This is a genomic window from Rhodobacteraceae bacterium M382 (assembly GCA_025141015.1).
Classification (GTDB): Bacteria; Pseudomonadota; Alphaproteobacteria; order Rhodobacterales; family Rhodobacteraceae; genus Aliisedimentitalea; species Aliisedimentitalea scapharcae.
The window spans coordinates 2189537-2209356 of the sequence record CP081098.1; the positions used below are offsets into that span (position 1 = coordinate 2189537).

Sequence of the window (19820 nt, forward strand, 5' to 3'; positions counted from 1 at the left end):
ATGCGCAGGTCCGTGGTAGTGGAGCAGCGTTAACCGGACGTTAATCCAGGTCTTATCCAGCTGCGTCGGTCAGTCGGGCCACTGTTTCGTCGCGGCCCAGAACCAACATCATGTCAAACACCGAAGGCGTTACGGCGCGTCCAGCCAGCACAGCCCTGAGCGGACCGGCCAGCTTGCCAAACTTGGTGCCCTGCGCTTCTGCGAATGCGTTCAGGGTCGCCTCCAGTTGATCTCGGTTCCAGCTAGCATTTTGCAACTGCGGCGTCAATTCACCCAGTATACCATCGGATACCGATGTCAGGGCTTTGGCCGCCTTTGCATCGGGTTCGATCGGGCGGGATGCCAGTGCAAAGTGTGCTTTTTCAATGAGTTCCGGGAAAGTTCGGGCCCGATCCTTGAGGCAATACATCGCACGTTCAAGATCCCGCGACTGTTTGTCATCCAGGGCCGGAAGCGCCGCTGCGGCCAGATATGCTTCGATTTCTTGCCGCAATGCAGCGTCATCGCTAACGGCGATGTGCTGACCACAGAGATTCTCGAGCTTTTTCAAATCGAAACGGGCCGGGCTTTTGCCGATTCCATCCAGATCAAACCAGTCGCGCGCCTGTTCGTCCGAGAAAAACTCATCGTCGCCATGGCTCCAGCCCAGGCGCGCCAGATAGTTGCGCATGCCCGCCGCAGGGTACCCCATGGCCTGGTATTCCTGTGCCCCCAACGCGCCGTGGCGTTTGGACAGTTTCTTGCCATCTGGTCCATGGATCAGCGGGATATGGGCCCAGACGGGAACGTCCCACCCCATGGCCTCATAGATCACCATCTGGCGCGCGGCGTTGTTCAGATGATCATCACCGCGGATCACATGGGTCACGCCCATGTCGTGGTCATCCACCACAACGGCCAGCATATAGACCGGGGTACCATCGCTGCGCAGCAGGATCATGTCGTCCAGCTGGTCATTGCGAATGGTCACATCGCCCTGCACCTGATCCCGGATCACGGTTGCGCCCTCCTGAGGCGCCTTGATGCGGATCACATAGGGCGCGTCCGGGTGGCTGGCTGGATCAGCGTCGCGCCAGGGTGAGCGGTACAAGGTGCTGCGACCTTCGGCCTTGGCCGTTTCGCGGAAGGTGGCAATGTCTTCCTGCGATGCAAAACATTTATAGGCCTTGCCATCGGCCAGCAGCTGATGGGCGACTTCGGCGTGGCGCGCGGCACCTTCGAATTGGCTGATGACATCGCCATCATGATCCAGCCCCAGCCATTCCATGCCTTGCAAGATTGCGGCTGTGGCTTCTGGCGTGGACCGTTCCCGGTCGGTGTCTTCGATGCGCAGCAGAAATTTGCCGCCACGACCCCGGGCATAAAGCCAGTTGAACAGGGCGGTGCGGGCACCGCCGATATGCAGAAAGCCGGTGGGAGACGGAGCGAAACGGGTGACGACCGGTTTGGACATGGGAGCCATTTACCTTTTGGAAACCTTGAGGAGCGTAGGATTTCCGCCTGTCTACCCAGCCGGACCGCAGGGGGCAAGCATGCGTCTTATCGCGGCGCTCGACAGTTTGATAATGCAGCAACGCGGGCACCTGTTTCCCTGGGTGCCGGTTTTACTGGCCATTGGGATCGGACTTTACTTTTCACGTCTGACCGAGCCGGGGATGACGACCTACGCAGGGACGGTCGGGTTCGGGGTGCTCGCAATGGGAGTTGCCCTGCGCTGGCCCGGCGGTTTGGCCGCGCTGGTCTGGGCGGTGGCCCTGGTGGCTTTTGGGTTTGGGTTGGCCGGTCTGCGGGCGCACCGGGTGGCGGGGCCGGTGTTGGACTGGCGCTACTATGGCCCGATCGAGGGCCGCGTCGTGGGCTTGGATCGCTCATCCACCGATGCGCCCCGGGTGACACTGGATCAGGTTTACCTGGAACGGGTCAGGCCGGACCGGCGGCCGATCAGGGTGCGGCTGTCGCTGCATGGTCCGCCCGAGACCCTGCTGCCGGGAACCCGTGTGATGACCACAGGACATCTGATGCCGCCACAGGGGCCGGCAGAACCCGGCGGATTTGATTTTCGTCGCCATGCCTGGTTTCAGGGACTTGGCGCGGTCGGCTATACCCGAAATCCGGTCCTGATCTCTGCGCCGTCGCAGGCTGGCCAGCGTGTGTTCAAGCTGCGCATGGCGGCGTCGCGTGCCATCCGTCAGGTGTTGCCCGGCGATGTCGGAGGGTTTGCTGCCGCGGTCACCACCGGTGATCGAAGCGGTGTCAGCCAAACGGCGCTCCAGGCCTTGCGTGACAGCAACCTGGCCCATTTGTTGGCGATTTCCGGACTGCACATGGGGCTGTTGGCCGGGTTTGTTTTTGGCCTGCTGCGGGTCGGCCTGTCGCTGATCCCGTCGGTGGCCTTACGCCTGCCGGTCAAACGGATTGCAGCGGCCGGAGCCTTGGGTGTCGCCGCCGGGTATCTGGTCCTGTCAGGCGGCAACGTGGCCACAGAACGTGCCTTTGTCATGGTCGCGGTTGCGCTTGGTGCGGTGATGGTGGACCGCCGGGTCTTTAGCCTGCGCGCTGTTGCCTTGGCGGCGCTGATCGTGCTGGTGCGCCGCCCGGAAACACTGTTGGGTCCGGGGTTTCAGATGTCTTTTGCGGCCACAACCGCCCTGGTTGCTGTGTTCGGCTGGATCCGAGAGGCCGAGATCTCGTTGGGTCCGCCCTGGTTGCAGCCAATTCTGGGTGTGGTGATTTCTTCGGCCGTCGCGGGGGCGGCGACTGGCCCCGTCGGCGCAGCGCATTTCAACGCCATGGCGCATTATGGCCTGATCGCCAATCTGGTGTCGGTGCCATTGATGGGGGTGTTGGTGATTCCGGCGGCGGTGGCGGCGCTGTGCCTGTGGCCCATTGGATTGGGATGGATCGGGTTAAAGGTGATGGGGTGGGGATTGGCGTGGATTCTCGAGGTCGCACGGGTAGTGGCCGGGCTGGACGGGGCAAAGGGATATGTTGTCAGCCCGGACCCGGTGGTTCTGCCATTGATTGGGCTGGGTTTTCTGGTGATCATTCTATGGCAGGGACGTCTGAGAGGCGTCGGTCTGGTTCCTGTTGTTCTTGGTTTTGCGCTTTGGACCCAAACGGTTCGCCCCGAGGTGCTGATTGACGCCAATGGTGCATTGGTGGGGGTGATGACGGATCAGGGCCGGGCGCTGTCCAAACCCAAGGGCGCGGGGTTTGTTGCCGGGATCTGGCTCGAAAATGACGGGGATGGCGCGGATCAGACCAGTGCAGCCAGCCGCTGGGACGGACACAAGACCAGGATCCGCCGGATGCGCCTGGGGCAACGCGAGTTGGTCCATGTGATCGGCAAACGGGCCGTTGCCGATTTTCAGGAGTGCAAGGCGAACCAGATTGTCGTTGCCTCTGTGCCCATGGATCTGCAGGGCCCTTGCGCGCATTTTGACCCGGCGCACCTGCGCGAAACCGGCAGTATTTCGGTGACAGATGGGCAGCTGAAAACCGCGCGCCAGATATCGGGCACCCGGTTGTGGACCGGTTTCTAGGGTGCAGGCCCCATTGTTTCGGCACCTTTAGCTGCGCTTCCATGACCTCGCAACAGTCTGGGTTGGGCCGGCCATAGCTGTGTTACGGACAAGCGGCGTATTCCACTGACATGGACTGCGCTGCTCTACAGGTTAAGCGGGGTGGCTCATCGAGCGAGTCGCATTGTTTCGAAGACAAACTGTTCCTGGGCAGAGGCATCGAGTCTCAGAAAAATACGGACAAACTGGCAGCATTGGATCAACGCACCCAGACGCCAAGCGCGTCCGGACCCGCAAGATGCCCAGGCTCAGTAGGTCCGAATCAACCCGACCAACCGGCCCTGAACCTTGACCTGTTCCGCAGGATAGACCCGAGTTTCATAGGCCGGGTTCGCCGCCTCGAGCGCAATCGAATGGCCGTGGCGCAGAAAGCGTTTCAGCGTCGCCTCGTGATCTTCGACAAGGGCAACGACGATATCGCCGTTGTCGGCCGTGTTCGATTCACGGATCACCACGATGTCACCATCGTTGATCCCGGCTTCGATCATCGAATCGCCCTTGACCTCTAACGCATAATGATCGCCCGAGGCGGATAGCATCTGATTGGGAACAGCAACCTGGTGCGACACCTGACTGATGGCTTCGATGGGTACACCGGCGGCAATGCGGCCCATAACCGGCAGTTCCACGGCCGTCATCACCATTGGTTCCGTATTGGCCGGGCGGCTGGAGTTGGGTTTGTTGCCTTCGATGACCCGCGGTGTGAAACCGCCGCTGTCATGGCCCAGGCTGTCGGGCAGGCGGATGATTTCAATGGCGCGGGCCCGATGGGCCAGTCGACGGATAAACCCGCGTTCCTCCAACGCCGTGATCAGACGGTGGATTCCGGATTTGGATCGCAGATCCAACGCGATCTTCATTTCATCAAAGCTGGGCGGAACACCGTCCTTTTTCATGCGTTGATGAATGAATTCCAGCAGTTCCAGCTGTTTCTTGGTCAGCATTCGGTGACACCCCCTGGCCTGTGGTTGGTCCATACGTTTGGTTTTGTTCTACGCATGTTCCCGTTTTGTGTCAACAGTGTTGCTGCTTTGGTCCAATGGGCGGCGCACCCGCCCGTTTCTGGTGATGGGCAGCAAGGCGGTGAACGTCAGGCCCGGATTTAAACGGCTAAAGCGGCAGATAGGCCACGGGCTCTCCGATGGCCCGGGCCGGGTCATTGGCAGGACGCACCAGCAGGGCATCGGCGCGGGCCAGAACAGACAACATGGCGCTGTCCTGGTTGTCAAAGGCGGCAATCCCGTTACGGTCCAATTGCGCGCGCATATAATGTTCGCGCGGACCATTCGCGGCGAGCGGCGCAGTCAAAGGCGCAGTCATCAGATCGGCCTGTGTGGTGTCCTGACCCATCATGGCACGGATCATCGGTTTGATGAAGATTTCGGCGCAAATCATTGCAGAGACAGGATTTCCGGGAAGCCCGACCATCGCAGACCGACCCAGTTTTCCGGCCATCAGCGGTTTGCCGGGACGCATGGCAACCTTGTAAAATGACCGCTCCATTCCCAGTTCCGCCGACACTGGCGCGACCAGATCGTGATCGCCAACCGAGGCCCCGCCGATGGTGACGATCAGATCGGCGCTGCTGGCCAGCTCAAAGGCGGTCTTTAGGCTGGTCACCGTGTCGCGGGCGATTGGCATGATGCGGACGTCTGCTCCCACTGTTTCCAGCATGGCCTTGAGCCCAAAGGTGTTGGATACGATGATCTGATCGGGGCCCGGTGTTTCGCCCGGCATGACCAACTCGTCCCCGGTTGAAATCAGCGCGACAATCGGTTTGCGCGCGACAGGGACGGTTGGAATGTTCATCGCAGCCATCAGGGCAATGTCTTCGGCGCGCAAAGACAGCGGGGGGGCGATAGTGGTGCCGGTGCTGAAATCGCCGCCTTCGGCACGGATATTGTCCTTTTCACCCGGTTCGTTCGCGATGGTGATCAGATCGCCGGTGCGGGTGATGTCTTCTTGTATGACCACAAAGTCTGCCCCGTCAGGCACCGGTGCTCCGGTAAATATACGCACGGCCTGTCCTGGCCCGACGGTCCCGTTAAATGAATGCCCGGCGGCGGCTTCGCCAATGACCTTGAACATGGCGTGGCGTTCGACTTCGGCCCGTTTCATTGCGTATCCGTCCATCGACGAGGCGGCAAACGGCGGCTGATTGCGCCGGGCTGTGACCGGCCGGGCCAAAACCCGACCCGCAGCCCTGATCAAGGGAACGTCTTCGACCCCCAAAGGGGCTGTCAGCGCCAAAAGCAGCACGCGGGCTTGGGTGACGGTGATCATGGTGCTTCGTATCGCCCGGATTTTCCGCCGTCCTTGAGCAGCACCTTGATACCGCCGATTTCCATTGCCTTGTCCACCGCCTTGGTCATGTCATAAACCGTGAGCGCCGCGGTCGAAACCGCGGTGAGCGCCTCCATCTCGACACCGGTCTGGCCGGTGGTTTTGACGGTGGCTTCGATCCGGACGCCCGGCAGGTCCGGATCCAGCGTCAGTTCCACGGCAACCTTGGTCACCGGCAGCGGATGGCACAGCGGAATCAGGTCAGGCGTCTTTTTGGCACCCATGATCCCGGCGAGACGGGCAACACCCAGAACGTCACCTTTTTTGGCGCGTCCTTCGCTAATGATATCAAAGGTTTCCCGTGCCATCTTGATGTATCCAGCAGCGACAGCCACGCGGGAGGTCACCGCCTTGTCCGAGACATCAACCATATGGGCGTCGCCCTTGGTGTCAAAATGCGTCAGCGACATTAGATGGCTCCCGGGATCAAAGGATTGGCAAGCAGATCACGTGTGGCCTGGGCCACGTCGTCCTGGCGCATCAGGCTTTCGCCAATCAGGAATGTGCGTGATCCATAGCGGGCCATATCGGCCAGATCTGCGGGCGTGAACAGGCCGCTTTCACAGACGATAGTGCGATCGGCAGGGACCAGTTTGGACAGGGTACGGGTGGTGTCCAGCGTGGTTTCAAAGGTATTGAGATTACGATTGTTGATGCCCATCAGGCGCGATTTCAAATGGCAGGCCCGTTCAAGCTCCTGCTGGTCGTGCACTTCGAGCAGCACATCCATGTCCCATTCAAACGCGGCCTGTTCCAGTTCGGCGGCCTGGGAATCGCTGACCGAGGCCAGGATGATCAGGATGCAATCGGCCCCCAGGGCGCGGGCTTCGGCGACCTGATAGGTGTCATACATGAAATCCTTGCGCAACGCAGGCAGCGAACAGGCATTTCGCGCCGCTGTCAGAAAGGATTTGTCGCCCTGAAAGCTGGGCGTGTCTGTCAGTACCGACAGGCAGGTGGCTCCGCCCGCTTCATATGCCCGCGCCAGGTCAGGCGGGTTGAAATCGGCACGGATCAGGCCTTTGGAGGGGCTGGCTTTCTTGATTTCCGCGATCAGGCCATAGCCATGCTGTTTGGCGCGAAACAGCGCATCGGCAAAGCCACGGACCGGGCTGGCGTCGCGTGCCAGGGCTTCGATCTCGCTCAGCGGTTTGGCCGCTTTGTCGGCGGCCACTTCTTCGAGCTTGTAGGCTTTGATCTTGTCCAGGATGGTTGTGCTCATGCCAGCGGCTCCGTTCATGCAGTCCAGTCGATTTGTTCCTCACCCCGGGCACGCAACCAATCGTTCACAGCCGAAAATGGCCGCGAGCCGAAAAAGCCGCGCCGCGCCGACAGCGGCGAAGGGTGGGCGGTTTTCAGGATCAGGTGATCGCCCGGATTGATATGGGTTGCAAGCTTTTGCGCCTGATTTCCCCACAGAATATAGGCAGTCGGACGCTGTGATGTGCGTGCCAGCACCTGATGCACCAATTTATCCCATCCCAGCGCCTTGTGGCCATTGGCCTCGCCCGTCGGAACGGTGAGTGCCGTGTTGAGCAGCAAAACACCCTTGTCAGCCCAGTCGCGCAGATCGGTCTGCTGTCTGGTGACGCCCAGATCGCTGTTCAATTCCTTTAGAATATTGCCCAGCGAGGCCAACCTGCCGGGAAAATCCGTAGGTATCGAAAACGCCAGCCCATCTGCCTTGCCGGGCGTGTGATAGGGGTCCTGACCCAGAATGACCACGCGGGTTTTTTCGGGGGGGGTGTGCTCTAACGCGGCAAAGCGTTGATGGGCAGGCGGCAGGATGGTGCGCGGATCGGCGTCAATGGCCGCCTGAATGGCGGGCCAATCCGTGTTGAAAAACGTTAGATCAGCCCATCCTTGAGGAATTTCGGTGCTCATGCGGCGGAAGTGATCCGGGCCACTGCTTCGATCTTGGCCTTGGCGGCACCGCTGTCGATGCTATGGGCGGCCTTGGCCACGCCATCGCGCAGGTCCGAGGCATGGCCCGCCACCACCAACGCCGCCGCCGAATTCAACAACACAGCATCGCGATAGGCCGACGGTGCGCCATCCAGCAGCGCGCGGAACGCCACGGCGTTGTCCTGGGGGCTGCCGCCGACAATCGCCTCGAACGGGTGAACCGGCAGGCCGGCGTCTTCGGGGTGCAGTTCGACATCGCGGATGCTGCCGTCCTCTTCCAAGGCCGATACCCAGCTAACACCGGTGATGGTGAGTTCATCGGTGCCGTCGGATCCATGCACCAACCAGGCCCGTTCGGATCCCAGCGTCTGGAGCGTTTCGGCCATGGGGCGGATCAGATCACGCGAAAACGCGCCCGTCAGCTGGCGTTTGACGCCTGCCGGATTGGTCAGTGGCCCCAGGATGTTGAAAATCGTGCGGGTTCCCAGCTCTGCACGTGTCGGCATCACATGGGCAATCGCCGGGTGATGCATGGGGGCCATCATGAAACAGATGCCCGCCTCTTTCAGTGCCTTCTCAACGACTTGGGGGCCAACCATCACGTTGATTCCCATCTGACCCAAGGCATCCGCCGCGCCAGATTTCGAACTGAGGTTGCGATTGCCGTGTTTGGCCACCACGGTTCCGGCACCGGCCACAACGAATGCGGTTGCAGTGGAAATGTTCAGCGTTCCCTTGCCATCGCCACCGGTGCCAACGATGTCCATGGCACCTGCGGGTGCAATCACGGCGTTGCATTTGGCCCGCATCACAGCGGCGGCAGCGGCGTATTCATCCACGGTTTCGCCACGGGTACGCAGCGCCATCAGCAGGCCGCCAATCTGGCTGGGCGTGGCTTCGCCTTCGAACAGGCATTTGAACGCGGTCTCGGCCTCGCTCCGGGTCAGGGGGCGGTCGGCAGCAGTGCCGATCAGCGGCTTCAGGGTCTCGCTCATGCGGGCACCTTCATGTCATTTAGAAAATTCTGGAGCAGGGCATGGCCATGTTCCGAAGCGATGGATTCCGGGTGGAACTGGACGCCGTGGATCGGCAGCTCCTTGTGTTGCAGGCCCATGATGGTGCCATCATCAAGCCAGGCAGTGACATCGAGGCACTCTGGCAGGCTTTCGCGTTCGACCACCAGAGAATGATAGCGCGTCGCCTCGAACGGGGTCGGCAGACCGGCAAACAGGCCAGTATTGGTGTGATGCATGGTGCCCATTTTGCCGTGTACGATTTCGTGACAGCGCACCACACGACCGCCAAAGGTCTGACCGATGGTTTGATGCCCCAGACACACGCCAAGCAGCGGCGTGCGGGTTTCGGCGGCGGCCTGTGTCAGGGCCAGACAGATGCCCGCCTGATCCGGATCGCAGGGGCCCGGGCTCAGCAGGATGCCTGCGGGGTTCATCGCCATGGCCTCCTGCACGTCGATGGCGTCATTGCGACGCACGACCATTTCGGCTCCCAATTCGCCCAGGTAATGCACCAGATTATAGGTGAATGAGTCGTAGTTATCGATCAGCAACAGCATGGCAGGCTCGTTCGTCATTAGGGCTGGTGGCACAAGGGCCAGCCGCAGTATAGTGGTCGCGACATACTTGTTCAGGGTTAGGCGGCAGCGTCAAGAGCACATAAAGAGCGCAACCCTGAAGCGCGGCTTGCTGCGGCGAAAAAACCGTGGTTAGGCAATACATGTGATTGAGGGAAGAAAACGGGCATGCGTGGATTTCTGGGTGGCGTCAGTATTGGGGCAATAGTTGCGGTGATCGGTGCGGTCGGGTTGTCGGTGATGACGCCCTTGCCGCCCCGGCCTGAGGTTGCAGTGGAGTCACCCGATGTGGTGATCCAGCCGCGCGATGCGGATGTCAGCCTGTCAAAACCGGCGGGTCAGGATGCGGATCTGGTCGAGGCGGCACCAACAGCGCCCAAGGACACAGACCCATCGGCTGGCGATCTGACAGCGTTGGCCCCATCGGTGATGGAACCGGCGGACAAACCCCAGGTGGGCGCGGCCTCGGAAGCCATCCCTGTTCTCGACCCCGAGGCCTCGGCACCGGAAATGACCGGCAGTCAGGATCAACCGGTGGTCCCATCGGACACACCCGAACAGACCCCGGATACCCCAGGCGCGGAAACTGCAGTGTCCACAGCCGTTGCCAATCCGGCGCAACCGTCCGTGCCACAGGTGGTCCCGGAAGGATCCGGTTTCGCCGAGCCGGCCCCTGCGGATCCCGAGAGTTCGGATCTGACCAAACAAACGGACCCGGCACCCGATGTCGCGGAAACGGTGGAACCCCTGGAGCCCGCAACCGAGGCCGCGCCACAAGTTGATACCTCGGTGGTCGAAGCCACACCCGAAGCCACGACCGAAGCCGCGCCAGAGCAACCTGCCCGGATTGCGGCCCTGCCGCAGACCGGAGCCGGAACCACCGGCACCGGCGCTCAGATCGGGACGCCGGTTGTTCCTTTGACCGACCGGGGTGCGGACCCCGAGAACACATCGGAGCCGGTCAGTGATGGTGCGCCATCCGCTGACATCGCACCAACTTCGCGACCGTTCGAAGCCTTTGCCGCGCCCTTTGACAACCCAGAGGGCAAGCCGTTGATGTCAATTCTTTTGATTGATGATGAACAGGCAATCGGTGCCGAAGCGTTGCTGGATTTTCCCTATCCGCTGAGCTTTGCAATCGACCCGTCCGACCCGGATGCAACGGACAAGATGGCCCGCTATCGCGCCGCCGGGTTTGAAGTGGTGGCGATGACGAATTTTGCGGCTGCGGCCACGGCAACGGATGCTGAAACAGCCCTGGAGGTCTGGTTTGCCAGCCTGCCTGAAACGGTCGCAGTATTGGAAGGCACCGGGAGCGGTATTCAGGGCAACCGGGCGCTGTCCGATCAGGTGACGGCGGTGGTCAAAGACACCGGGCGTGGGCTGATCACCCAGGACCGGGGGCTCAATACCGTGCAGAAGCTGGCGCAGCGGGACGGGGTGCCGTCAGGTGTGGTGTTCCGGGACTTTGACGGAGCCGGTCAGACACCGACAGTGATGCGACGGTTTCTGGATCAGGCCGCGTTCCGCGCCGGTCAGCAGGGTGCCGTGATCATGTTGGGTCGGGTCCGCCCGGATACGATTTCGGCGCTGTTGCTGTGGGGATTGCAGGATCGGGCCAGCCGGGTTGCCCTGGCTCCGATTTCGGCCAGCCTGGCGCTGAAGGCAGAGTAAGTCGCGCGGTGCGTGCCAGCACGCACCCTACATCTTGAGCACCAGGAGATCCAAAACATGCCCCATCTCACGGTCAATGGCGTGCGTCTACATTACACCGACAGCGGGCAGGGGGATGAAACCATCGTCTTTTCCCATGGTCTGTTGATGAGCGGCAGGATGTTTGACGCCCAGGTGGCGCAGTTCAGCAGCCGCTATCGCTGTATCACCTATGACCATCGGGGGCAGGGCAACAGCGACGCCCCCCTAGATGGCTATGACATGGAAACCGTGGCCGAAGACGCGGCCGCGTTAATCCGGGAGCTTGCAAACGGGCCGGTGCATTTTGCGGGGCTGTCGATGGGCGGTTTTGTGGGTATGCGTCTGGCGCTGCGCCATCCGGAGCTGCTGCGCTCGCTGATCATTCTGGAAAGCTCGGCCGACCCCGAGCCGGAAGACAACAAGCCCAAGTATCGCAAGATGAATTTCGTCGCCCGTTGGTTCGGTTTGGGGGTCGTGGTCGACAAGGTGATGCCGATCATGTTCGGGCAAAGTTTCCTGACCGACCCGGCGCGGGCCGCGCAAAAGGCGCAGTGGCGCGACCGGATCAAGGCCAACGATCGCAAGGGGATCGTTCGGGCAGTCAACGGGGTAATCGACCGGGTGGGCGTGTACCAGGACCTGGACCAGATCAGCACACCAACGCTGATCCTGGTGGGGGACGAAGATGTGGCCACGGTTCCGGCCAAATCCGAACGGATGCGTGATGCGATTGCGGGGGCTGAAATGCACCTGATACCGGGTGCCGGACATTCGGCGACCATCGAAGAGCCCGCAGCCGTCAACGCCCATATCAAAGCCTTCCTGGCGCGCGTCTGAGCGATTAGGGCCGATCCGGCCTTGGATTAGGGGGAATCCAATTTTTGTGGTACACTCGCTGGTGATTTTGAACCAAGCGATTTGAGGTGTGCCATGCGAAATTTGATTGCGGCTGTCGCGCTGTCCGTCAGCGCATTTGCCGGTGCCGGATTGGGAGCTGCTGAATGTGACCGGCAGATGTTTGCGCGTAACGGTCTGTTTTATTCCCCAAACGGTGATCCCGCCGAAGCCCTGCGTCTGGGACGGATCCGGTTCGGCGAGATCGGCCAGAGGAAACAGGCCAACATTCATCAGTTCAAGGGGCAGGTTCCTGCCGGATACCGCTATGGCGGGAAATTTTATCTGCGGTCGGGGGTCGGGGGCACCGATCATGTGCTGGTGCAGCCCAAAACCCATCAGGAGGCCGTCCTGATCCGGCGGATCAGCCACAGCGCTCAGCAGCTGGCGGGTTCGAAAAAGGCGCATTACGTTGCGCTGGGGCGGGCGGATCTCCCCTTTGGGCGCTGTGACGTGACCAATTCGGTCAAACAACAGGGGCTGCGCGAAGCCCAGCATTTCATTGAGAGCGGCCAATATGTTCTGGCCCATTCCGACGCGCGGGAATTGAAACGGGCCCCGGTTGTGGGCGAGAATTTCCATTTCACCTTTACCGGTCGCAACGGGTGCCAATACACCGGGCGCATTGTCGATCCCCAGGGCCAGCTGCGCACCAGTCAGGTGTATACCGGTCTCGAAAAAATAGCGATCAATGCCAAGGGGCAGTTGCTGATCGAACAGACTGCGCATGATGTGGCGCAGGTCTTTCTGCCCAGCCCAGCCTATGCGAGCCTGCCCCCGGTGCAACTGCCGGCAGATGCCGGATCGCCATATGTCGTGTCCAGCGTCGAAGCGAGCCTGTTTGATATCTCGGCCCATGACAATGGCGTGTGCCTGGAGATCCCGGCCCCGATTCCGACCGGAGATCTGAGCAGGTGGTTTTTCGGGGCTGTTGCAGCCGATAAAAAGGCCGCGATCCGCGCCGCCAAAACCGGCAATTGGCGACCGCATGTGACCGAACTACACTTCCAACAGATCGAAAACTCCAGCCAAAGCGCCTATGTCCGGCTGCAGTGGCCATCGTCCGCGGGGAACTGAGCCCATGCTGACAAAGGAAATGGAGAATATCCTGAAGGCCTTTCCATCGTTCATGTCCATGCTGTCGATGGCACGCAATCCGTTTGTCGAAAACCGATCAAACGAAGACACGATGGAAACCGTGACCAAGGCGATCTGGTTCGTGTTGCCGTTTCATTTCATGTCGTTTCTCGGCATGGTGCCGCTGGCCGGTGGGGACACGACATTGGTTTTGCTGATCGGCTTTATCTCTTTGCTGGGGCTCAGCTGGGTTGGAACGATTCTGGGCAGCCTGATGGGGGCGGTGAATGGGTGGGGTCCGATTCGTCGTGAAAACTGTGTGGCGTCCTGGGTATCGGCCCTGTTTGTCACCTGGTTCTTTTGTGTGCTGATCATGAGCGGGCTGAATGGCTATTTCTGGTGGAAATACGAAGATTTTGCGATTTGGCCCGAACTGTTTAATCGGATGGACAAGCTGCTGTTGAATACGCTGCTGTATGACTTTCGGGTCGAGGTCATAAGCATCGGCATCCCGTTGATCGCGGCGGGAGCGATGTTGTTGACGATCCCGCATGGTCGGCGCGGCACGCCCGGGCAGGCTTTGATCCTGGCGCTGGTATGCATGGTGTCCTGCACTGCGTTTATTCTGGCCAGTAAGGAATTGCTGGAGCCGATGACGCGTGTGGCGGGGGTGGGTCCGGTTGGGGCCGTGGCCGCGCTTGCACCGATCAACCCCTAGTTGGTCAAGCTCACGACCGGTGGGTAAAAAAACGGGGTCGCCCTAGTCTGGGCGACCCCGCTGAACTTGGCAGACATACAGCGTCTGATCTAGCCATTGCCGTTGCCGGTAAACCGACCTGCGTCCGCGGCGGCGCGGCGGATGGCGTTGGATTTATGCACGGTTTCCATATATTCGGCTTCGGGGTCGCTGTCATAGACAACGCCACCACCGGCCTGAATATATAGGGTCTGATCCTTGACCACGGCCGTGCGCAGCGCGATGCACATGTCCATGTCACCCCCGGCGCTGAAATAACCGACCCCACCGCCATAGACGCCGCGTTTTTCCGGTTCCAGTTCGTCGATGATTTCCATGGCCCGCACTTTGGGCGCGCCAGAAACGGTCCCCGCAGGCATCCCGGCAAAGAACGCATCCAGGGCGTCTTTGTCTTCGGCCAGTTCGCCGACGACATTGGACACGATGTGCATCACATGGCTGTAGCGTTCGATGATGAATTGTTCGGTCGGGCGTACGGTGCCGATTTTAGTCACACGGGCGGTGTCATTGCGGCCCAGATCCAGCAGCATCAAATGTTCTGCCAGTTCCTTTTTGTCGGCCAGCAGATCGGCCTCCAACGCCTTGTCCTCTTCGGGGGTTGCACCGCGGGGACGGGTGCCGGCGATCGGGCGAATGGTGACTTCGCTACCAAAGACGCGAACCAGGATTTCGGGGCTGGCACCCACCACCTGAAAACCGCCAAAGTTGAAGTAGAACATGAACGGCGACGGGTTGGTGCGCCGCAGCGAACGATACAGCGCAAAGGGGGGCTGACGAAAATCCTGCGACCAGCGTTGGGCCGGGACCACCTGAAAGATATCACCGGCGCGGATGTAATCCTTGGCCTTTTCGACCGCTGCCATATAGCCGTCTTTGGTGAAATTGCTAACCGGCGCCGCGATGTCATCGGCGTCGCCCAGATCGCGGGTTTCGGCGGGCATGGCGCGTTCCAGATCTCGCACCGCATCCATCACCCGTTCAGCGGCCTGGGCATAGGCGGCCTTGGCCGTCTGTCCGTCGCTGACCCAGGCGGGGGACACGACCGTGACCTCGCCTTTGACCCCATCCAGAACCGCCACAACCGACGGGCGCAGCATCAGCGCATCGGGCAGGCCCAGCGGGTCAGGGTTCACATTGGGCAGATGTTCCACCAGACGCACGGTGTCATAGCCCAGATAGCCAAACAGACCGGCCGCCGCCTGGGGCAGATCCTCGGGCAAATCAATGCGGCTCTCGCCGATCAGCGCCCGCAGATTATCCATCGGGTTGCCATCCTGCGCCGTGAAATCTTCGGCGTCATATCGCGCCGAGCGGTTCAGCTCGGAGAGCTCTCCGCGACAGCGCCAGACCAGATCCGGTTTCATTCCGATGATCGAATAGCGGCCACGCACTTCGCCGCCAGTGACCGATTCCAACATGAACGCATCCTTTTGCGCGCCTGTCAGTTTCAGCATCAGCGACACGGGCGTGTCCAGATCCGCGGCAAGCCGCGTATAGACAACCTGGTTTTCGCCCGCCTCATAGGCGCGGGCAAAGCTGTCGAAATCGGGGGTCAGGGCCATGGGTTTGGTCTTTCGAATACGCGGGGATTACTGGAAGCTGGCCGCGACGGCGTTCAATGCCTGCTGGTCCACCCGGGGGCTGGCCCGCATCTGGGCATCCGTGGCATAAGCTGTGAACAGCGCCTGTCCCAGCGCCTGATTGACCTGGATTTGCAAGGCCTGGGTCAGCTGGGTCAGATCGTCGGTCTGTTCCGGTGGCAGAGCCTCGTCCAATTGAACGATCAGAACCTGTTCTCTGTCCTGAACTATCCGCAGATCACCGGGTTCCATGTCGAACACCTGGGTCATCAGATCTGCCGGGGCATTGTCAATAAAGGCGGTTCGGGTCAGACCATTTTCCACTTTGACCGGCAGGCCGGTGGCCAGGAAATCACCCGAGGTGACCAGGTCGGCCAGAATACGGTCGGCTTCGGCGGTCAACGCCTGGGTCAGGCGATCAGCCTGAACTGCGGCCAGCACCTTGGCCTTGGCGTCTTCAAAGGGTTCTGGACGGGGCGGCAGCACGCTGTCGAGCCGCAGGGCAAACAATCCGCCGTCTTCGAGAAACTCGACCGTGGGGAAATCCGTGGGCTGAACTGCTTCGGCGATTGAACGGAAGGCGCTATAGGCGGCGATGCCGTCATTGCTGTCGGCGGTCCAGTCGATCTTGCCCAGGGCGAGATCGGTTTCATCGCCCAGCTCTTCGAGGGTGGCACCACCGGCCAACAGGTCGTCGATGTTTTCGGCCTGTGATTCCACCAGACGGCGGGCGCGTTCGCTGGCCAGCTCTTCGCGTAGCTCAGGTTCGGCCTGTTCGAATGTGGTGGTGCGGGCATCAAAGCGTCCATTGACCCGGAACAGGGCTGCGCCCAGATCGCTGGGCAGGGGACCAACAACATCCCCCACTTGGGCGGCAAAAATCGCCTCGCCAGCGGCACCCAGATCGCCCAGGGTCACATCTCCCAGATCCACGTCCGACAGGGTCAGGCCGCGTTGTTCGACCAATAGGTCGAAATTGGTGCCGTTTACTTCGATCTGGGCCATTGCATTCGATGCTGCGGCATCGTCGGCAAACACCAGACGTTCCACCAATCGCCGTTCCGGGGTCTGATACAGGTCGGCGCGTTGGTCATAAAGCTCACGCAGGGCGGTTTCGTCCAGTTCGACCTGATCCACCAGCATATCGGGGGTCAGGCGGGCATAGGTGATCTGTTTGGTTTCCGGCAGGGTGAACTGATCGGGGTTGCTCTCATAAAAGGCCCGCAGGTCCGCGTCGCTCGGCATGACCTGTGTCAGTACCACATCTTCGGGTGTGACACGGGTCCAGGTAAAGCTGCGCCGCGCGCCAATGTAATCGGTCAGGGTGTCGATCAGCGTGTGGGGCATCTGCACGCCGGTCAAGATAGCGCCCTGAACCAGGGTCCGGGCCGCTTCGGAGCGCAGATCCGTTTCGAATTCCACTTCGCTCAGTCCGATCTGATCCAACTGATAGCGATAGGCTTCGCGGTCAAAGTTGCCCTGGATGTCCTGAAAAGCGTCGATTTCAAGGATTTCGCGCTGCACGTTTTCGTCACCGATCGACAGGCCCAGTTCGGCCACTTCGTGATCCAGCGCGGCCAGGGTGATCAGGCGGCTCAGAACAACCCGGTCCAGACCCAATTCCCGCATCTGGGACATGGGCATGGCCTGACCGGTCTGGGCCTGAACAGCGTTCTGTTCGCGTTGCAATTCACGGGCATAGGATTGAACGTCGATCTCCTGATCGCCGACCAGGGCAACCGATGTGACCGAGCCCGAGAAATTAACGGCACCAAATCCGGCCAGGCCGACAATCAGCATCCCCATCAGGATCCAGACCATGGTTTTCGAGATACTTTTCATGCCTAAGGCCATGTTGCCCCCTTGTTGGCGTCCTGTTAGCGCGTGCGCTGCCTGTAAATGTTGCGGCCCTGTCTACGACGCACACCACAGGGGGGCAAGAGGGCCAGTCAAGTTCAGAAGCTGAGGTTGGCGAGCCGGTCAAACAGCTGGGCGATACCGTCGCGATCAATATTGGCAAACGCGATGCGGAATTGACGTTTTCCGCCGGGGTCGTCGTCGGGCATGAACATGGTTCCCGGCAGCATCAGAACAGAGGCCTCGTTCACCAACCGTTGTGCCATGTCCAGCGAAGACATGTCGAATGGGTGTTCAACATAGGCGAAATAAGCCCCCAGCCCCAGCAGCTTCCATCCCTGAGCCTCAAGCACGGGGAAGTGATCGGCGATGGCGCTCCGGCGGTCCAGAATTTCAACACGTTCGCCGGCGACCCAGTCCGACAGATTTTCGATTCCCCAGGTGGCCGCAATCTGACCCAGCTGGTTGGGGCAGATCGTGACCGTGTCGAGAAATTTCTCCATCTCGTACAGCAGGCCCGGTGCCGTCGCGATGGCACCGACCCGATGTCCGGTCAGGCGGTATGCCTTGGAAAAGGAATAGAGATGGATCAGCGTATTGTCCCACTCGGGGCTCGTAAACAGATCATGGGGCGCGCCATCGCGGCTGTCGAAATCGCGATAGGTTTCATCCAGAATCAGTTTGATACCGTTGGATTTAGCCAATTCGTAAAAAGCGCGGATCATTGGGGCGGGATATTCGACACCACAGGGATTGTTGGGGCTGACCAACGCGATGGCGCGGGTGCGCTTTGTAATCAGCGCAGCGGCATGCGCAGGGTCGGGCACCATGTCTGGTCCTGTCGACAGCGCGATTGCCGCCACCCCGGACATGTCCAGCCACATTTTATGATTGAAATACCAAGGGGTTGGGATGAGGATCTCATCCCCATCGCTACATAGGGCGGCAATGGTCGCGGCAAAGGCCTGATTGCAGCCCGACGTGATGGCGATCTGATCTGAGTGGATATGCGCGTCATAATGGTCGGACATCTGCCCGGCCAGCGCCGCCCGCAATGCTGGCCGCCCCAGAACCGGGCCATAAAGATGGCTGTCGTCCGTGTCGATTGCCGCACGGGCGATGGCCTGGCGCAGCGGCAAGGGCGGCGGGTCGATGGGCGCGGCCTGGGACACGTTGATCAACGGGCGATCCGCCGGGAAATCCGCGTTCTGCACCCAGCGGCGGGATTCCACGATTGGAGACACAAAAGTCGAGTGGGTTCGAGGGATCGTCATACGCGCAGCCTGTTGGGTTTTGTTATCTGGTTGTGGTCTCCAGCTTCACCACAATGTCGGCTGTTCAGCAAACAAAAACGCTCCCACTGTGGGGAGCGTTCTCCAAGCGAATGCCTGACGGACGGTTCCGCAGATCAATCGGTGCCGCGATAGGGTTCGACATATTGCAGCGCCATGTCCCACGGGAAAAAGATCCAGGTGTCCTGGCTGACCTCGGTGATAAATGTATCGACCATCGGGCGGCCTTTTGGTTTGGCATAGACGGTGGCGAAATGCGCGTTTGGATACAACGCGCGCACCAGTTCCAGGGTTTTGCCGCTGTCGACCAGATCGTCGATGATCAGAACGCCGGTGCCATCGCCCATCAATGCCGCATCGGGGGCCTTCAGCACTTCGGCTTCGCCCTGGGCCTGGTGGTGATAGGATTTGACGCTGACGGTGTCGACAGTGCGAATGTCCAGCTCGCGGCTGACGATCATTGCGGGTGCCATGCCACCGCGGGTGATCGCAACCACTGCGCGCCATGCACCGTCATCCGGCCCCTGGCCATCCAGCCGCCAGGCCAAGGCGCGGGAATCGCGATGGATCTGGTCCCAGCTGATGTGAAAGCCTTTTTCGTGGGGCAGACGGTCGGTCATGGTTCGGATCCTTATCGTTCGATCAACAGTCGCAGACCCAACGTGCCCAGCAGGGCGGCGGCTATGCGATCAATCAGAGGTTTCAGCCGCAGATACCCGGCGCGGGCCGGCGGCGTGGAGAGCAGCAGGGCAAATGTAGAGTAGAACAACAATTCGATCGCCAGGTGATTGGCGACGATCATCGCCTTTTCCCACAGCTGCAACTGCGGTGGGAAAATGACCAACAGGACAGCCGAGGCAAAGAGAACTGCCTTGGGATTGGCCAGATTTACCATCAGTCCGGTGACAAAGGCACGCCGGGCAGGGGGCAGGTCGGTATTCTGGGTCATGGGGGCACGTGCGTTGCGCCACATGCCGATGGCCATCCAGATCAGATAGGCCGCGCCAGATACCTTGAGCAGCACATAAGCCCAGGGAAACAGGGCAAACACGCCTTCCAGCCCCAGCAACGCCAATGTGGTCCACGCAGCCGCCATGATCGCCAGACCAAACCCGGTGATCAGCCCCCGCGAGGCCCCACCAGTCAGCGTGGCCCGCAATGCATACAGCAGCGCAGGCCCCGGGCTGGCGATGGCGACCAGCAGGGTCAGGTTAAAGGCGATGAGATGGGTCAGCTCCATGGTCTGAA

The 19820-nt window shown here is 60.7% G+C and carries 18 protein-coding genes; 5 read left to right on the forward strand and 13 right to left on the reverse strand.

Annotated elements, in window-relative coordinates:
- Nucleotides 1–52 precede the first annotated feature (52 nt).
- On the reverse strand, nucleotides 53–1453 hold the full coding sequence (gene gltX / locus K3727_10185) for a glutamate--tRNA ligase (protein UWQ93114.1): 1401 nt from the start codon (nucleotides 1451–1453) through the stop codon (nucleotides 53–55).
- A 79-nt stretch (nucleotides 1454–1532) separates the two neighbouring features.
- Between gltX and K3727_10190 the strand changes: the two genes are divergently transcribed.
- Nucleotides 1533–3542 (forward strand): ComEC family competence protein, encoded by a 2010-nt coding sequence (locus K3727_10190; GenBank protein UWQ93115.1) that lies wholly within the window; start codon nucleotides 1533–1535, stop codon nucleotides 3540–3542.
- 287 nt (nucleotides 3543–3829) lie between these two features.
- On the opposite strand, the gene lexA is transcribed toward K3727_10190, so the two are convergent.
- The 7 genes from lexA to K3727_10225 form a co-directional block, all read right to left on the reverse strand.
- A complete protein-coding gene (gene lexA, locus K3727_10195; GenBank protein UWQ93116.1) occupies nucleotides 3830–4525 on the reverse strand; it encodes a transcriptional repressor LexA in 696 nt (231 codons plus the stop codon).
- 166 nt (nucleotides 4526–4691) lie between these two features.
- Nucleotides 4692–5864 carry a molybdopterin molybdotransferase MoeA gene (locus K3727_10200; protein ID UWQ93117.1) on the reverse strand — a complete coding sequence of 391 codons (1173 nt, stop codon included), beginning with the start codon at nucleotides 5862–5864 and terminating at the stop codon, nucleotides 4692–4694.
- A complete protein-coding gene (moaC, locus tag K3727_10205) occupies nucleotides 5861–6334 on the reverse strand; it encodes a cyclic pyranopterin monophosphate synthase MoaC (GenBank protein UWQ93118.1) in 474 nt (157 codons plus the stop codon). The genes K3727_10200 and moaC overlap by 4 nt, the downstream gene beginning before the upstream one ends.
- Nucleotides 6334–7146, reverse strand: a complete 813-nt coding sequence (trpC, locus tag K3727_10210) for an indole-3-glycerol phosphate synthase TrpC (protein ID UWQ93119.1) — start codon at nucleotides 7144–7146, stop codon at nucleotides 6334–6336. The genes moaC and trpC overlap by 1 nt, the downstream gene beginning before the upstream one ends.
- 14 nt (nucleotides 7147–7160) lie before the next feature.
- Nucleotides 7161–7808 (reverse strand): uracil-DNA glycosylase, encoded by a 648-nt coding sequence (locus K3727_10215; GenBank protein ID UWQ93120.1) that lies wholly within the window; start codon nucleotides 7806–7808, stop codon nucleotides 7161–7163.
- Nucleotides 7805–8824 carry an anthranilate phosphoribosyltransferase gene (trpD, locus tag K3727_10220; protein UWQ93121.1) on the reverse strand — a complete coding sequence of 340 codons (1020 nt, stop codon included), beginning with the start codon at nucleotides 8822–8824 and terminating at the stop codon, nucleotides 7805–7807. The genes K3727_10215 and trpD overlap by 4 nt, the downstream gene beginning before the upstream one ends.
- Nucleotides 8821–9402 carry an aminodeoxychorismate/anthranilate synthase component II gene (locus K3727_10225; GenBank protein ID UWQ93122.1) on the reverse strand — a complete coding sequence of 194 codons (582 nt, stop codon included), beginning with the start codon at nucleotides 9400–9402 and terminating at the stop codon, nucleotides 8821–8823. Before K3727_10225 ends, trpD begins: the two co-directional genes overlap by 4 nt.
- A 186-nt stretch (nucleotides 9403–9588) precedes the next feature.
- Between K3727_10225 and K3727_10230 the strand changes: the two genes are divergently transcribed.
- The 4 genes from K3727_10230 (at nucleotide 9589) to K3727_10245 (ending at nucleotide 13804) form a co-directional block, all read left to right on the forward strand.
- The gene (locus tag K3727_10230; protein UWQ93123.1) at nucleotides 9589–11094 is read left to right on the forward strand and encodes a divergent polysaccharide deacetylase family protein; all 1506 of its coding nucleotides are present in this window, start codon (nucleotides 9589–9591) and stop codon (nucleotides 11092–11094) included.
- Between the two features lie 57 nt (nucleotides 11095–11151).
- On the forward strand, nucleotides 11152–11952 hold the full coding sequence (locus tag K3727_10235; GenBank protein UWQ93124.1) for an alpha/beta hydrolase: 801 nt from the start codon (nucleotides 11152–11154) through the stop codon (nucleotides 11950–11952).
- A gap of 93 nt (nucleotides 11953–12045) precedes the next feature.
- Nucleotides 12046–13086, forward strand: coding sequence for a hypothetical protein (locus tag K3727_10240; GenBank protein ID UWQ93125.1), 1041 nt, complete (start codon nucleotides 12046–12048; stop codon nucleotides 13084–13086).
- A gap of 4 nt (nucleotides 13087–13090) precedes the next feature.
- Nucleotides 13091–13804, forward strand: coding sequence for a hypothetical protein (locus tag K3727_10245; GenBank protein UWQ93126.1), 714 nt, complete (start codon nucleotides 13091–13093; stop codon nucleotides 13802–13804).
- 89 nt (nucleotides 13805–13893) lie between these two features.
- On the opposite strand, the gene trpE is transcribed toward K3727_10245, so the two are convergent.
- The 5 genes from trpE to K3727_10270 form a co-directional block, all read right to left on the reverse strand.
- On the reverse strand, nucleotides 13894–15405 hold the full coding sequence (gene trpE / locus K3727_10250) for an anthranilate synthase component I (GenBank protein ID UWQ93127.1): 1512 nt from the start codon (nucleotides 15403–15405) through the stop codon (nucleotides 13894–13896).
- Between the two features lie 27 nt (nucleotides 15406–15432).
- Nucleotides 15433–17277 carry a SurA N-terminal domain-containing protein gene (locus K3727_10255; protein ID UWQ93128.1) on the reverse strand — a complete coding sequence of 615 codons (1845 nt, stop codon included), beginning with the start codon at nucleotides 17275–17277 and terminating at the stop codon, nucleotides 15433–15435.
- A gap of 101 nt (nucleotides 17278–17378) precedes the next feature.
- On the reverse strand, nucleotides 17379–18554 hold the full coding sequence (locus K3727_10260) for an aminotransferase (protein ID UWQ93129.1): 1176 nt from the start codon (nucleotides 18552–18554) through the stop codon (nucleotides 17379–17381).
- Between the two features lie 134 nt (nucleotides 18555–18688).
- The gene (gene gpt / locus K3727_10265) at nucleotides 18689–19192 is read right to left on the reverse strand and encodes a xanthine phosphoribosyltransferase (GenBank protein ID UWQ93130.1); all 504 of its coding nucleotides are present in this window, start codon (nucleotides 19190–19192) and stop codon (nucleotides 18689–18691) included.
- A gap of 11 nt (nucleotides 19193–19203) precedes the next feature.
- Nucleotides 19204–19812, reverse strand: coding sequence for a LysE family transporter (locus tag K3727_10270; GenBank protein UWQ93131.1), 609 nt, complete (start codon nucleotides 19810–19812; stop codon nucleotides 19204–19206).
- Between the last annotated feature and the right edge of the window lie 8 nt (nucleotides 19813–19820).

Excerpts from the sequence above, each read along its gene's own strand:
- gltX (UWQ93114.1), bottom strand. The coding sequence starts at position 1,453 with ATGTCCAAACCGGTCGTCACCCGTTTCGCTCCGTCTCCCACCGGCTTT.
- K3727_10190 (UWQ93115.1), top strand. The coding sequence starts at position 1,533 with ATGCGTCTTATCGCGGCGCTCGACAGTTTGATAATGCAGCAACGCGGG.
- lexA (UWQ93116.1), bottom strand. The coding sequence starts at position 4,525 with ATGCTGACCAAGAAACAGCTGGAACTGCTGGAATTCATTCATCAACGC.
- K3727_10200 (UWQ93117.1), bottom strand. The coding sequence starts at position 5,864 with ATGATCACCGTCACCCAAGCCCGCGTGCTGCTTTTGGCGCTGACAGCC.
- moaC (UWQ93118.1), bottom strand. The coding sequence starts at position 6,334 with ATGTCGCTGACGCATTTTGACACCAAGGGCGACGCCCATATGGTTGAT.
- trpC (UWQ93119.1), bottom strand. The coding sequence starts at position 7,146 with ATGAGCACAACCATCCTGGACAAGATCAAAGCCTACAAGCTCGAAGAA.
- K3727_10215 (UWQ93120.1), bottom strand. The coding sequence starts at position 7,808 with ATGAGCACCGAAATTCCTCAAGGATGGGCTGATCTAACGTTTTTCAAC.
- trpD (UWQ93121.1), bottom strand. The coding sequence starts at position 8,824 with ATGAGCGAGACCCTGAAGCCGCTGATCGGCACTGCTGCCGACCGCCCC.
- K3727_10225 (UWQ93122.1), bottom strand. The coding sequence starts at position 9,402 with ATGCTGTTGCTGATCGATAACTACGACTCATTCACCTATAATCTGGTG.
- K3727_10230 (UWQ93123.1), top strand. The coding sequence starts at position 9,589 with ATGCGTGGATTTCTGGGTGGCGTCAGTATTGGGGCAATAGTTGCGGTG.
- K3727_10235 (UWQ93124.1), top strand. The coding sequence starts at position 11,152 with ATGCCCCATCTCACGGTCAATGGCGTGCGTCTACATTACACCGACAGC.
- K3727_10240 (UWQ93125.1), top strand. The coding sequence starts at position 12,046 with ATGCGAAATTTGATTGCGGCTGTCGCGCTGTCCGTCAGCGCATTTGCC.
- K3727_10245 (UWQ93126.1), top strand. The coding sequence starts at position 13,091 with ATGCTGACAAAGGAAATGGAGAATATCCTGAAGGCCTTTCCATCGTTC.
- trpE (UWQ93127.1), bottom strand. The coding sequence starts at position 15,405 with ATGGCCCTGACCCCCGATTTCGACAGCTTTGCCCGCGCCTATGAGGCG.
- K3727_10255 (UWQ93128.1), bottom strand. The coding sequence starts at position 17,277 with ATGGCCTTAGGCATGAAAAGTATCTCGAAAACCATGGTCTGGATCCTG.
- K3727_10260 (UWQ93129.1), bottom strand. The coding sequence starts at position 18,554 with ATGACGATCCCTCGAACCCACTCGACTTTTGTGTCTCCAATCGTGGAA.
- gpt (UWQ93130.1), bottom strand. The coding sequence starts at position 19,192 with ATGACCGACCGTCTGCCCCACGAAAAAGGCTTTCACATCAGCTGGGAC.
- K3727_10270 (UWQ93131.1), bottom strand. The coding sequence starts at position 19,812 with ATGGAGCTGACCCATCTCATCGCCTTTAACCTGACCCTGCTGGTCGCC.